This window comes from Klebsiella sp. 4_1_44FAA, assembly GCF_000238715.1.
GTDB lineage: Bacteria > Pseudomonadota > Gammaproteobacteria > Enterobacterales > Enterobacteriaceae > Klebsiella > Klebsiella pneumoniae.
On record NZ_JH414798.1, the window covers coordinates 118,456 to 131,846 of the forward strand.

Annotated in this window: 13 protein-coding genes and 1 tRNA gene; 6 read left to right on the forward strand and 8 right to left on the reverse strand. The window is 58.4% G+C overall.

Annotated elements, in window-relative coordinates; all coding sequences use genetic code 11:
- Nucleotides 1-14: 14 nt before the first annotated feature.
- The 4 genes from HMPREF1024_RS24820 to HMPREF1024_RS24805 form a co-directional block, all read right to left on the reverse strand.
- The gene (locus HMPREF1024_RS24820) at nt 15-1,124 is read right to left on the reverse strand and encodes an AI-2E family transporter (RefSeq protein WP_002912992.1); all 1,110 of its coding nucleotides are present in this window, start codon (nt 1,122-1,124) and stop codon (nt 15-17) included.
- A gap of 184 nt (nt 1,125-1,308) precedes the next feature.
- Nucleotides 1,309-1,385: transfer RNA gene (locus HMPREF1024_RS24815), tRNA-Pro, on the reverse strand.
- A 76-nt stretch (nt 1,386-1,461) separates the two neighbouring features.
- Nucleotides 1,462-3,222 carry an LPS biosynthesis-modulating metalloenzyme YejM gene (gene yejM / locus HMPREF1024_RS24810; protein WP_002912990.1) on the reverse strand — a complete coding sequence of 587 codons (1,761 nt, stop codon included), beginning with the start codon at nt 3,220-3,222 and terminating at the stop codon, nt 1,462-1,464.
- A gap of 18 nt (nt 3,223-3,240) precedes the next feature.
- A complete protein-coding gene (locus tag HMPREF1024_RS24805) occupies nt 3,241-3,468 on the reverse strand; it encodes a YejL family protein (protein WP_004195346.1) in 228 nt (75 codons plus the stop codon).
- 186 nt (nt 3,469-3,654) lie between these two features.
- On the opposite strand from HMPREF1024_RS24805, the gene yejK reads away from it, so the two are divergent.
- Entirely contained in the window at nt 3,655-4,662 is a 1,008-nt protein-coding gene (yejK, locus tag HMPREF1024_RS24800) for a nucleoid-associated protein YejK (RefSeq protein WP_004144267.1), read from the forward strand.
- Nucleotides 4,663-4,681: 19 nt separating this feature from the next.
- Here yejK and HMPREF1024_RS24795 read toward each other — a convergent pair whose 3' ends face one another.
- On the reverse strand, nt 4,682-5,443 hold the full coding sequence (locus HMPREF1024_RS24795; RefSeq protein WP_009307400.1) for a DeoR/GlpR family DNA-binding transcription regulator: 762 nt from the start codon (nt 5,441-5,443) through the stop codon (nt 4,682-4,684).
- An 82-nt stretch (nt 5,444-5,525) separates the two neighbouring features.
- On the opposite strand from HMPREF1024_RS24795, the gene HMPREF1024_RS24790 reads away from it, so the two are divergent.
- Nucleotides 5,526-6,122, forward strand: a complete 597-nt coding sequence (locus tag HMPREF1024_RS24790) for an NUDIX domain-containing protein (RefSeq protein ID WP_004144265.1) — start codon at nt 5,526-5,528, stop codon at nt 6,120-6,122.
- 18 nt (nt 6,123-6,140) lie between these two features.
- Here HMPREF1024_RS24790 and HMPREF1024_RS24785 read toward each other — a convergent pair whose 3' ends face one another.
- Nucleotides 6,141-7,427, reverse strand: coding sequence for a serine hydrolase (locus tag HMPREF1024_RS24785; protein ID WP_004175054.1), 1,287 nt, complete (start codon nt 7,425-7,427; stop codon nt 6,141-6,143).
- Nucleotides 7,428-7,530: 103 nt separating this feature from the next.
- On the opposite strand from HMPREF1024_RS24785, the gene HMPREF1024_RS24780 reads away from it, so the two are divergent.
- Nucleotides 7,531-8,418, forward strand: a complete 888-nt coding sequence (locus HMPREF1024_RS24780) for a LysR family transcriptional regulator (protein WP_002912983.1) — start codon at nt 7,531-7,533, stop codon at nt 8,416-8,418.
- 58 nt (nt 8,419-8,476) lie between these two features.
- Here the strand turns inward: HMPREF1024_RS24780 and rplY are convergent, their stop codons facing one another.
- Nucleotides 8,477-8,761, reverse strand: a complete 285-nt coding sequence (gene rplY / locus HMPREF1024_RS24775; protein WP_004189006.1) for a 50S ribosomal protein L25 — start codon at nt 8,759-8,761, stop codon at nt 8,477-8,479.
- Between the two features lie 136 nt (nt 8,762-8,897).
- Nucleotides 8,898-10,655 carry a DEAD/DEAH box helicase gene (locus HMPREF1024_RS24770; RefSeq protein WP_009307404.1) on the reverse strand — a complete coding sequence of 586 codons (1,758 nt, stop codon included), beginning with the start codon at nt 10,653-10,655 and terminating at the stop codon, nt 8,898-8,900.
- A gap of 147 nt (nt 10,656-10,802) precedes the next feature.
- Between HMPREF1024_RS24770 and rsuA the strand changes: the two genes are divergently transcribed.
- The 3 genes from rsuA to HMPREF1024_RS24755 all read left to right on the forward strand — a co-directional run bounded on the left by rsuA (nt 10,803) and on the right by HMPREF1024_RS24755 (nt 13,391).
- Nucleotides 10,803-11,522, forward strand: coding sequence for a 16S rRNA pseudouridine(516) synthase RsuA (rsuA, locus tag HMPREF1024_RS24765; RefSeq protein WP_002912977.1), 720 nt, complete (start codon nt 10,803-10,805; stop codon nt 11,520-11,522).
- Nucleotides 11,519-12,715 carry a Bcr/CflA family multidrug efflux MFS transporter gene (locus tag HMPREF1024_RS24760; protein WP_009307405.1) on the forward strand — a complete coding sequence of 399 codons (1,197 nt, stop codon included), beginning with the start codon at nt 11,519-11,521 and terminating at the stop codon, nt 12,713-12,715. Before rsuA ends, HMPREF1024_RS24760 begins: the two co-directional genes overlap by 4 nt.
- 331 nt (nt 12,716-13,046) lie before the next feature.
- On the forward strand, nt 13,047-13,391 hold the full coding sequence (locus tag HMPREF1024_RS24755; RefSeq protein WP_002912974.1) for a YejG family protein: 345 nt from the start codon (nt 13,047-13,049) through the stop codon (nt 13,389-13,391).

Genomic DNA, 13,391 nt, shown 5'->3' on the forward strand with positions numbered 1-13,391 from the left:
CCCTGCCGGGAAAGCTATTCATTACGGCTATTTTTCGCTTCCTCAATAAACTCTTCATCGATTTCATCGGTATTGCCGGCATGTTCTCGTCCCGACAGCAGGTTCCAGCAGGCGATAAACAGGGCGGCGATCAGCGGCCCGATCACGAAGCCGTTGATACCGTAGATCTCCATGCCGCCCAGAGTGGCGATAAGGATCAGATAGTCCGGCATCCTGGTATCCTTGCCCACCAGCAGTGGACGCAGAATGTTATCCACCAGGCCAATCACAATCACAAAGAAGCCGACGATAAAGGCGCCCTGCCACAGCTGGCCGGTGGCGAAGAGGTAGATGGCCGCTGGCACCCAGATAATGGCCGAGCCCACCGCCGGGATAAGCGACAGAAACGCCATCAGCGCTCCCCAGAGAATGCTGCCGTCCAGACCGGCGATCCAGAAGGCAAAGCCACCCAGCGCCCCCTGCGCCAGCGCCACGGCGACGGTACCTTTTACCGTGGCGCGGGCCACAGCGGCGAATTTAGCGAACAAATGCTGCTTCACATAGCTTGATAACGGTAGAGACTCGAGGATCAACAGCACCAGATAAGGTCCATCCTTCAGCAGGAAAAACAGCAGATACAGCATGATGCCGAAGCTGACGGTGAAGCCAAAAGTCCCTTTGCCAATCAGAAACGCGCTGCCGGCCAGATACTGACCGCCTTTCAGAGCGGCATCAGAGAGCTGCTGCTGGATCTGCTGCGCGCTATCAAGGTTATGATCGGCGAGGAAGCTTCTGGCCCAGCCGGGAAGATGGGCGAACAGGCTGGCGACCACCGTCGGAAACTGGGTGTCGTTATGCTGCAGTTTGCTGTACACCAGGTTGAGCTCGTAGGCCAGCGAGGAGAGAATGATAGCCAGCGGCGTAAAAACGATAAGACAGATAATGACGATGGTCATCAGCGCCGCGAGGCCATTGCGCTCGCCGAGGCGGGTACGGATCTTGTTTTTGACCGGATTAAAAATCACCGCGAGGATCGCAGCCCAAAGGATGGCGGAATAATAGGGTGAGAGAACATCAAAAAAGGCCAGGGTTACAATGAAGACGATAAGGATGAAAAATCCTTTGGTAAGTCCATTAACTCTCATGTTATCCGCTCCTGCTTATGAGTCATACGGTCGAATAATAGATGCTACGACGTAATTTACCATCAGGATAGTCGTACATCTTCACGATACATTGAAGAAAGGGCACAAATTAAGCGAGCGGGCGGCAACAGGGGAAACAGGCATAAAAAAACCAGCCTTAAAAGGCTGGTTTCTGTGGAGTTTTTGGTCGGCACGAGAGGATTTGAACCTCCGACCCCCGACACCCCATGACGGTGCGCTACCAGGCTGCGCTACGTGCCGACGCGTGGGGAACAATATTACCCGTTCCCCAGGCGAATGCAAGCGGGTCACGCGCGATTGATTCATAATTAATCAATCAGTTAGCGATAAAGCGTTTTTCGTCAGTCAGGACCTGCAGCAACAGACTGAGCTGCGGTTTCTGATCTTTAATTTTCTCGCCGTCGCGGCTCCAGGTGGTATAGGTGCCGTTATGGTTGAGGACCACGGTGATGGTCGGGGTGGTGATGGCCAGCGTATCGCCGTTGGCCGCGGTGACCCAGTTACGACGCCGCGCGGCGCTGAACAGATCTTCTCCCTGCGAGTACTCATTGGCCGGCGTCGAAACGTGAAGCAGGCGCTGCATCAGCGTAGTCATCACATCTTTGTTATCGGTCAGGGTGGCAATCTCCTGCGCCGGCGTGCCCGGCCAGTGAATAACCAGCGGCACCTGCAGCTGCTCGCGCGACCAGTCGAACGCGTCGTGTTTCGCATTCAGCGGCTTGCCGTGGCCGCCGGTAATAATTACCACCGTATTATCGAGTTTGCCGGCTTCGCGCAGCGCAGTCAGCACCCGATCGATCTGGGCATCAACGTCGCCAGCCGCCTTGCTGTAGCGGCGGACAAAGCCCTGCTGCTGCGTGTCGTCGAGGGTGGTGCCATTGAGCGAGATCCACGAGAACCAGCGATTCTCATCCTGCGCGTAACGGTCCAGCCAGCCGATCCACTGATTGGCCGTCTGCTCGTCGCTCTGGGTCTTCGCGCTCGGCAGCGAGAAATCGGAGAGCAGCGCCTGGCGATACAGCGGGCTGCTAAACCCATCGGAGGAGAAGAGGCCCAGCTGGTAGCCCTGCTGGTTGAGGGCGGTAATCAGCGCGGCGGGAATACGCGCCGAGAGGACACCGTCCATATAGCCAGGCGAAATACCGTAGAACAAGCCAAACAGGCCGCTGTCGGCGGTATTGCCCGAGCTCATATGCTGGGTAAAGTTAACGTTTTCTTTGGCAAATGCCGCCAGCGCCGGCATGGTCTTTTCAAACCGCGAGTAGTTCAGGTTGTCGACGGTGATCAGCAGCACGTTGTAGCCCGCGCCGAGGTCACGGTAGCGCAGGTTGCTAAGCGGATACTGGACCGATACCGCCTCCGGCGCCCCTTGCTCCACCAGACGACGCTGATAATCCTGGGCGTCGAGCAGGCCATGTTTCTCAAGGAAACGACGGGCGGTCATCGGATAGGAGAGCGGCAGATTCGCCCGCTGCATAGTGATCGGGCGATAGAAATTGGCGTCCGCCCAGATATAGACCAGGTGGCTGCTGACGAACGACAAAAAGAAGAACCAGGCGACCGGGCGGGCGTAATGTCGGCGGCGCGTCAGGCTGCGCAGCTTTTGCCAGCTCCAGGTGGCGAAGAGCATTTCAATCAAAAAGATGACCGGGACGCTGATAAACATCAGCTGCCAGTCGCGCGCCATCTCATTCTGGTCAGGGTTGATGACCAGCTCCCAGACGACCGGGTTTAAGTGCAGATGGAAGCGGGTAAAAACCTCGCTGTCTATCAGCAGCAGCGTCATCCCGGCGGTGGCAAGGATCACCGACAGGAAGCGCATCAGGCGCTGCGAGACCACGATAAAGGTCAACGGAAAGAGGATCAGCACATAGCTGGTAAACACCAGAAAGCTGAAATGCCCGACGAGACTGACGTACGAAAACAGTCGTCCGGCAAGCGTCGTCGGCCAGTCGGCGACAAAAAGGTAGCGGCTGCCGAGCACCATGGCCAACAACATGTTGAACAGGGCGAACCAGTGCCCCCAGCTAACCATCTGGGAGACTTTTTCTCGGTAGGGCTGACGTAGAGTCACCATATACTGTTGCTGTTATCCTTAATGCGCTGGATCGTCGTTAATCGAAGATTGCAAAGCCTGCGCGAAAGAACGGGCGATGGCCTGACGCTGCGCCGGCGCGACGCTACTGTTGATCAGGTTGGTCACCATATTGCCTAACACCATCAGTGAAAGGTCCACCGGGGCTTTGTGTGATTCCAGGACGTTCGTCAGCTCGCTGAGCAACTGTTCGACCTGTTGATCGCTATAGCGGGAAATTTGCGGCATAAACTCAAAATCTGTTTGTTCGTGAAAGGGCAACATATTACCGTAGCAGCAGCTTTTTTTCCGCATTTTTTCGCCGCGGCGCAAAAGCGCATCAATCGACGGTAACGACGTCGAAATGTGTGGCGCCAGTTGCGTCGGCCACCCGGCGGTGGTTGAATACCGCCCGGTCTAAAAGGAGAGTTTAACATGAGTCTGGATATCGACCAGATTGCCCTGCATCAGTTAATCAAACGTGATGAACAAAATCTGGAGCTGGTGCTGCGCGAGTCACTGCTGGAGCCGAACGCGACGGTCGTCGAGATGATGGCTGAACTGCACCGGGTCTATAGCGCCAAAAGCAAAGCCTATGGCTTGTTCAATGAAGAGAGCGAACTGGCCCAGGCGCTGCGCCTGCAGCGTCAGGGGGAAGAAGAGTTTCTGGCGTTTAGCCGCGCGGCGACCGGTCGCCTGCGCGATGAGCTGGCGAAATACCCGTTCGCCGAAGGAGGCATTGTCCTCTTCTGCCAGTATCGTTACCTTGCGGTCGAGTATCTGCTGGTGGCGGTACTCAATAACCTGAGCAGTATGCGCGTCAACGAAGAGCTGGATATCCGCTCGACCCATTATCTGGATATTAACCATGCCGATATCGTTGCGCGCATCGATCTCACCGAGTGGGAAACCAACCCGGAGTCGACCCGCTATCTGACCTTCCTGAAAGGGCGGGTAGGGCGCAAAGTGGCCGATTTCTTTATGGATTTCCTCGGCGCCAGCGAAGGGCTTAACGCCAAAGCGCAGAACCGCGGCCTGCTGCAGGCGGTGGATGACTTCGCCGCCGATGCCCAGCTTGATAAATCCGAGCGACAGAACGTGCGCCAGCAGGTCTACGCCTACTGCAACGAACAGCTGCAGGCGGGGGAAGAGATTGAGCTGGAGTCGCTGTCCAAAGAGCTCGCCGGCGTCAGCGAAAAGAGCTTCCAGGAATTCACCGCTGAGCAGGGCTATGAGCTGGAAGAGAGCTTCCCGGCGGATCGCAGCACCTTACGTCAGCTGACCAAGTTTGCCGGCAGCGGCGGCGGATTGACCATTAACTTCGACGCCATGCTGCTGGGCGAACGCGTATTCTGGGATCCCGCCACTGATACCCTGACCATTAAGGGTACCCCGCCGAACCTGCGCGACCAGCTGCAGCGCCGGACGTCAGGCGGCAATTAAGCCCTGCGCCCCGGCGGCGCTACCGCTGAACGGGGACGATCTCCACGCCGCTCTGCACCAACTGTTGGCGTAGCGCGGCGTCGGGTTCTCCATCGACAATCAGCGTACTGGCGAGGCTCAGCTCGCCGATGGCAAAGGCCGACGCGGCGTTGAGCTTTTCCCGGGAGGCCATTACCACGGTTTCTGCCGCCCTGGCCGTCAGCGCGCGCTTGATGCCTGCCTCTTCGTAATCACCGGTGGTGAAACCCGCCCGCGGGTGGACGCCGGTCACCCCCATAAAGAACAGATCGGCGTTGATCCGCGCCATTCCCGCCAGCGTCTCGGCGCCGACGGCGACAACCGAATGTTTAAATACTCTGCCGCCGAGCAGGATCACCTCGATTCGCGAGTGGTCCACCAGCGCCACGGCGATGCCCGGGCTGTGGGTGACCACCGTGCAGCTGAGGTCGGCGGGTAAAAAGCCGATCATCGCCGCGGTGGTGGTGCCGCCATCGACAATCACCACCTGTCCCGGCTGGATCAGGGCGGCGGCGGCGCGGGCGACCGCCTGCTTGGAGGCGATCTGCACGCTTTTGCGCGTTTCAATTGGCGCAATGGCGGCGGATACCGGCAATGCCCCGCCATGGACCCGCTGCAGTTTTCCCTCCGCCGCCAGCTCGCGCAGATCGCGGCGAATGGAGTCCTCGGAGACGTTAAACCGCTGGCTTAGCTCCCCGGACATCACCTGTTTTTCCTCGGTGAGGATCTGGAGGATCTGCTGTTTTCTCTGACTGGCGAGCATCGGTTTTCCTTCATCGAATGATCTTGTTTGTGCACGATTATGCATGTTATGGTGCCTGCTGTCACCTCAAAGGGGAAATAACATGCAAACACATGCACCGCACGTCCGCCACGTTCGCGAGACGCTGCTCTCGGATAACTGGTACACGTTGAAAAAATATACTTTCGAACTGCTGCGTCGGGACGGTCGCTGGCAGGAGCAGAGCCGCGAGGCTTATGACCGGGGCAACGGCGCAGTCATTTTACTCTACAACCGGGAAAAGCGGACGGTGGTCCTGACCCGTCAGTTCCGTTTTCCGGTATTTACTCATGGCCACGACGGATATCTCATTGAGGCGGCCGCCGGGCTGTTGGATAACGCCTCGCCGGAGGCGCGGATCGTTGCCGAAGCGGAAGAGGAGACCGGCTTTCGCGTGACCCGTGTCGAACCCGTCTTCACCGTCTTTATGAGCCCCGGCTCCGTCACCGAAAAACTCTACTTTTTTATCGCCGAATATCAGGCCGATGACCGTCGGGGCGACGGCGGCGGACTGGCGGCGGAAGGTGAGGACATTGAAGTACTGGAGTGGCCGCTGACGCGGGCGCTGCAGGCCATTCGCGATGGCGAGATCATGGATGCTAAAACCATTATCCTGCTGCAACACCTGGCGCTGAATGCCGACACGCTCCTCGCCGGCTGAGCGGCAAGGAGCGGGGAGTTAACGCAGCTCGCGGGCAATGGCGCTGTACATCAGCGCCGCTTCCAACGGCTGAGCGTTGAAGGAAGGTTCCGCCTGCGGCCAGGTCGACCACTGGACGATCACCAGGTGTTCCGCGCGGTTCACCATGATCACCTGGCCGTAGATCCCCAGCGCCCACAGCGACCCTTTAAGCCCTTCCTGCGGCGTCGGCTGGACGTTTTGCGCATTCGCCGGAATCGCGTTATTCCACCACTGATAGCCGTAAATACCCTCCGGATGCGCTGCCGAGACCGAGTTTAGCGCCTTGGTCCAGCTGGCGGCTTGATCGAACCAGCCAGTCGGCACCAGCTGTTTGCCATTGCTTAACCGACCGTCACGGGCGACGAATTCACCAAAGCGGCCCCAGTCTTCAAGGGTGGCGTTAAAGCCGTGGGCGCCGACGTCGTGCTTCCCTTGCTGATAAGCATGCCACACGCCGTCGTGGGCCATCCCGGCCGGCTGCCATAGAGCCTGTTCAAGCCAGGCGGCCAGCGACATGCCGGTGGCGCGCTCCAGGATATCCCCAAGCAGCCAGGCGCCGCCGGAAGAGTAGGACCACTGCTCGCCCGCCGGGTGTTGACGCGCCAGGCCGGTGACGATCTTACGCACGCAGGCATAGGCGCCGGGCTGCGCTTCACACTGGGTCAGGCGGGCGAAATGCGACTGCGGGTCGGTGTAGTCTTCATTCCATTCCACCCCGCTGGTGTGTTGAATCAACTGCTTCAGCGTTACGCCGTCCCAGGCGGTGCCTTTCAGTTCGGGTTCATAAACGGTAATCAGGTCATCAAGGGAGTGGATTTTACCCTGTTGAATGGCGATACCGACCAGCGTCGAGACCACCGATTTGCCTACCGAGCGCGAGGTCCACAGGGTGGTGTCGGTATTACCTTCGGCGAGATATTTCCAGGCGACTTTACCATCTTTCAGCACCAGCATACCGCTGACGTTCTCGCGCTTCAGGTAATCCTGCAAATTCCAGGTGTGGCCGTTGAGCGTATAGCGGGCATCGGTCAGTTGTTTTTCAGCGCGCTCCAGCGGCGTCGAGGCGCCGTGGCGGAAGACATCGCCGGCATAGTTGCGATAGTCATTGCGAAAGCCAATCACGCGTGAAGTCTGATCCCAGCTGAGCATGTCTTTGGCCGCGGGTAGCGTTTGATCGTAAGGCGTTGGGCAGACATCCAGCGTCAGGCTGCCGCAGTGTTGCGCCATTGCCGCCGCCGGCAGCGCCGCCAATATTAACGCCAGGGCCAGTGGTTTTCTTATCATTGTCATTTCCTCGTTTGCCATAGATTCGCTGCGCAGTATATAAATCGGCGCGCGCCGGCTAAAATCAGCACATGGGGGATTTTCCCCCTTAAGGGAGAAAAGGATGAAAACCCTACAGTACTCATTCGCACAGATTGAAGCCTTCGCGACGATTGCTGAGACCGGCAGCCTGTCGCAGGCGGCCATTCGTTTAGCTAAAGACCGGACCACGCTGCGCGATCTGCTGGACTATCTGGAAGATGCTCTGGGCTACCGGCTGTTCAGCCGTGAAGGACGTAGCCTGACGCTAACTGCCGAGGGTGAGCAGCTGTTTCGCCAGGCGCATCTGCTGTTGCGTCAGGCGCAGGCTTTCGAGTCTTTTGCGCAAACGCTGCCGCAAACCGCCGGGCAGGCGCTGCGTCTGGTGTACGATCCCTTCGTGCCGCGTGAATTTCTCTGTGCGCTGGCCGATAACCTGGCCCGACGGCAGATCCGCCTGAGCTGCTGGAGCGCCTCGCGTCGCGAAGCCGAGCAGGCGCTGAGCGATGGCGTGGCGGAGATGGCGATATGTCAGGCTAACAACCGCACGCTGGGGAGCGAAATGGAGTGGCGGGCGCTCGGCACCGTGGATCTGCGTTTCTACGCGGCGGACAGCCTGTTCCACGACGCTCCGCGGCCGCTGACGCTATTGAATCTTTCGTTGACGCCGCAGTTAGTGATGCACCGGCGCAGTGACGATCAAATCGCCCGCCGGCTGCAGATTTCCGGCCATACGCTGTATATGAATGAAATTACCCTGTTGCGCCATGCGCTGGAGCAGGGGAGGGGCTGGGGGTTTTTACCGGACCATTTGCGGCCAGGCGAGTGGCAGGGAGTCAGTGAAATCGCGACGGAGGTCGGCAGTCAGGGGCTGAACGTCACTATGGTGATGCTCTGGCTGCCCGGAATGAATAAGCATCGGATGCTTAGCGACATCGTGCACGAGGCGCCGGAGCTTTGGCAGCGCAGATAACAAAACGCCCCGGAGCCTGAGACCCCGGGGCGCTTGCCATACAACTTGCTATCGGCGATTACGCGCGAACGAAGTCGATGTGAGTCAGTTTCGGCTTGAACGCGTGGCGCTGAACAGCCTGAACTTTGACTTTTTCTTCTTTGCCATCAACAACGACGGTCAGAACTTCGCTGTAAAACTCAGCTTTGTCCTGCATGTTCCATACTTTGTCGTGGTCCAGTTCGATAGCAACCGGAGCAGCTGCGCCACCGTAGATGATTGCCGGGAACTTGTTAGCTGCGCGCAGGCGGCGGCTCGCACCCTTACCCTGCTCTTTACGTACTTCTGCGTTGATAGTAAACATTGATGTCTCTCTATATATAAAGCCTGCTACAGGCGACCCAGCAACAGGCGGATTATCTGCTTTGCGAATGCAAAAGCGGGCGGCATTATAGCCGCCAAACGACACCCGGGCAATCAAAACCTCAGCTTTCCGGTAATTAACGCAGCTCGTTGGCGCGACGAAAACGCCCCTGATAATCGAACACTTTTTCCCGCACCTGCCAGTACTGCCCCTTCATGCGGGCGACGACAAAGTCCGGATGGCGCAGCAGCGCCTGCTGGGTCACGATATCCGCCGGCGTTATCCAGCGCAGCGGCACCCCGGGGGTGCGGGTATGCGGGCGAATAAACAGTTGTTCGAAGGCGGTGCGCTGGGCGGGGGTCTGCAGACGGAAGCGCTCACTGACATCCGCCCCGTCTTCATCGTAGTAGGTGATTTTCAGCCACGGGCCCTTCTCGTCGCCGCCGTGCTGCAGGGCCATGCCGCTGCAGCGCAGCACCAGCGCGTCCTTCAGTTTCAGCGCCGCCTTCAGCATATCGTCCGGGTCAACCAGTATAGTGTCGCACTCCCGGCAGCGGCGGGCGGCGATGTCGTTTTCCGCATTACACTGCGGGCAGTTTTTAAAGCGAAAGCGGAAGTCGCACTGTTCGCGGTGGCCGTCGTCATCTTCGAACCACCCCTGGCAGCGGCGGCCAAAGTGTTCAATCAAGGTGCCGTCGGCGGTGGTTTTGCCCCAGAAGGTATTGGCGAAGCCGCAGGCCGGGCAGAAGACCTGCACCGGCACGTTGTCGCTTTTGCCCTTCGGCGTCCCCACTTCCGGGGCATACAGGTCATGCGGATTGCCGGCGTAGTCGAGGATCAGACAGTCGGTTTTCCCCGGCGCCAGGCGCAGACCGCGGCCAACGATCTGTTGGTAAAGACTCACCGACTCGGTGGGGCGGAGGATGGCGATCAGGTCGACGTGCGGGGCGTCGAAGCCGGTGGTCAGCACCGCGACGTTCACCAGATAGCGATACGCCTGCGCTTTAAAGGCCTCGATGATGCGATCCCGCTCCGGCCCAGGCGTTTCGCCGGTGATCAGCGCCGCCTGGCCTACCGGCAGCAGGCCGGTCACTTCCCGGGCGTGTTCCACGGTGGCGGCAAAGATCATCACCCCTTTGCGGTTTTCGGCGAACTCCACGATCTGGCTGACAATATGCGGCGTGATACGCTGTTGTTTTTTCAGCTCATGGTTAAGATCGGCTTCGCTGAACAGGCCGTTGCTTTGCGCCTGCAGGCGACTGAAATCGTACTGCACCACCGGCATATCGAGGCGCTCCGGCGGCGTCAGATAGCCGTGTTTAATCATATAGCGCAGCGGTAGCTCATAGATGCAGTCGCGGAACAGGGCCTTTTCATCGCCGCGCACCATCCCATGATAATGGAACTGATAGATCCAGCCCTTGCCAAGGCGGAACGGCGTGGCCGTCAGGCCGAGCAGCCGGATCTGCGGATTGACCTGCCGCAGGTGACCGATGATCTGCTGATACTGGCTGTCGTCATCATCGCTGATGCGGTGGCATTCATCGACGATGAGTAGCGAAAATTCGCTGCGAAACTGGTCGAGATTGCGCGCCACCGACTGCACGCTGGCGAACACCACTTTGCCGTGGCTCTCTTTTCGCTGCAGACCGGCGGCGAAGATATCCGCCTCGAGGCCAAGGGCGCAGTATTTGGCATGGTTCTGCGCCACCAGCTCTTTGACATGGGCCAGCACCAGCACGCGGCCGCGCGCCAGCCTGGCAAGCTCGGCGATCACCAGACTTTTGCCCGCGCCGGTGGGCAGGACAATCGCCGCCGGCTCGGTATGGCGACGGAACCAGGCGAGGGTGGCATCGACGGCTTCTTGTTGGTAAGGACGTAATGTAAAAGTCATGAATTCACGGGGCTAATTAACTGGCGAATAGTATGCCATGAATCTTTTCCCTTGAGTGGTGTTAAGAGCCCGTTATACTAGCCGGTGAAATTCTTCTTTTTCGGGCGATTTGCCCGCTCCAGCACTATGACAGGCTAAAAAAATCTCATGCGACTTGATAAGTTTATCGCTCAGCAGCTGGGCGTCAGCCGGGCTATTGCCGGGCGTGAAATTCGCGGCAGCCGCGTTACCGTGGACGGCGACATTGTGAAAGATGCCTCTTTTAAGCTCCAGCCGGAGCACGAGGTGGAGTATGACGGAAATACGCTGACCCAGCAGAATGGCCCGCGTTACTTTATGCTCAACAAGCCGCAAGGGTACGTCTGTTCCACCGACGATCCCGATCATCCGACTATCCTTTATTTCCTCGACGAGCCGGTGGCGCATAAGCTGCACGCCGCCGGACGGCTGGATATCGACACCACCGGGCTGGTGCTGATGACCGATGACGGCCAGTGGTCGCATCGCATTACCTCGCCGCGCCACCACTGTGAAAAAACCTATCTGGTGGCGCTGGAAAGCCCGCTGGCGGAAGGGACCGCGGAGCTGTTCGCCAAAGGCGTCCAGCTGCATAACGAAAAAGATCTCACCAAACCGGCGTTGCTGGAAGTTATCACTCCGACCGAAGTGCGCCTCACCATCAGCGAAGGCCGCTACCATCAGGTGAAACGCATGTTCGCCGCCGTGGGCAACCACGTGGTTGGCCTGCATCGGGAACGCATCGGCGACATCCTGCTGGATGAATCGCTGGCGCCGGGTGAATATCGTCCGCTGACGGAAGCGGAAATCGCCAGCGTGGGCGCCCCGCAGCCACGGAGTAAAACGTGACGCTGAAGCAAAATTCTTCACTGGGGATTGTGTTTATCCTTGGCCTGCTGGCCATGCTGATGCCGCTGTCTATTGATATGTATCTTCCGGCCCTGCCGGTGATCGCCGCCCAGTATAACGTCCCGGACGGCAGCGCGCAGATGACGCTCAGCACCTATATCCTCGGCTTTGCGCTGGGTCAGCTGCTGTACGGCCCGATGGCGGACAGCCTTGGCCGCAAGCCGGTGATCCTCGGCGGGACGCTGGTCTTCGCGGCGGCGGCGGTAGCCTGCGCCCTGTCGCAAACCGTCGATATGCTGATTGTCATGCGTTTCTTCCACGGTCTGGCAGCCGCGGCGGCCAGCGTGGTGATTAACGCCCTGATGCGCGACATCTATCCGAAAGATGAGTTTTCGCGCATGATGTCGTTTGTCATGCTGGTCACGACCATTGCGCCGCTGGTGGCGCCGATGGTCGGCGGGGCGGTGTTGGTCTGGTTCAGCTGGCATGCCATCTTTTGGATCCTCGCCCTGGTGGCCCTGCTGGCCTCGCTGATGATCGGCCTGTTTATCCGCGAAACGCTGCCGGCTGAAAGGCGTCAGCCGTTCCATCTGCGCACCACGCTGGGTAACTTTGCCACGCTGTTCCGCCACAAGCGGGTACTGAGCTATATGCTGGCGAGCGGCTTTAGCTTCGCGGGCATGTTCTCTTTCCTTAGCGCCGGTCCCTTTGTCTACATCAATATAAACCACGTCGCGCCTCAGCACTTTGGCTACTATTTTGCGCTGAACATCGTTTTTCTGTTTCTGATGACCATGTTCAACAGCCGGTTTGTGCGGCGGGTAGGGGCGTTGCGTATGTTCCGCGCCGGGCTGTGGATCCAGTTTGCCATGGCGGTGTGGATGGTGGTCTGCGCGCTGCTGGATGTCGGCTTCTGGTCACTGGTGATCGGCGTAGCGGCCTTTGTCGGCTGCGTATCCATGGTGTCGTCTAACGCCATGGCGGTGATCCTCGATGAGTTTCCGCATATGGCGGCCACTGCTTCGTCGCTGGCGGGGACTTTCCGTTTCGGTATCGGGGCGATTATCGGCGCGCTGCTGTCGATGGCGACGTTTACCACCGCCTGGCCGATGCTGATCTCTATTGCCTTCTGCGCAACCTGCTCTATTTTCTTTTCGCTTTACGCATCCCGGCGGCGAAAAATCGCACGCTAGGTCACATTTTCAGGGGCGAAATCGCCCCTTTCTTGATGCATGTCAACCGCAATGGGCTTCAGGGTTCTGCCATTTGTTTCCTTTATGTAAAATCAATTAGTGTAAAAAGTCGCATTGTTGCGATAAAAAAGTTGTTTTGGATCACAGAAACGGGTACATATAGCGCCAATCGGCTCGCCGGGTATAAAAAATAAAGCGCTGGATTATAAGCGCTTAACCCTGGTCCGCCGCCGCTGTAAACGTTTTCTGCCTCAAGGCAGGACTATTTGTCAACAGTGTGTTAATATTGATGTAAATTTATTGTGAAGCCTTTTGCTTCCGGGGAAACCAAGTGAATACACAACAACTCTCTATCGTACACCGTCTGCCGCAGAGCTATCGCTGGCTGGCCGGTTTTGCGGGTTCCAGAGTTGAACCGATTCCGCAAAACGGCGCGCAGAACGAGAACAGTCTCGTTGCCCTTAAATTGCTGAGCCCGGACGGTGAGAAAGCCTGGCCGGTGATGCATAAGCTCAGTCAGGCGTTAAGCGACATCGAAGTCGACTGTTCCGTGCTGGAGTGCGAAGGTGAACCCTGCCTGTTCGTTAACCTGCAGGATGAGTTTGCCGCCACCTGTCGTCTGAAAAACTTTGGCGTGGCCATCGCCGAGCCCTTCTCCGGCAATAACCCTTTCTGA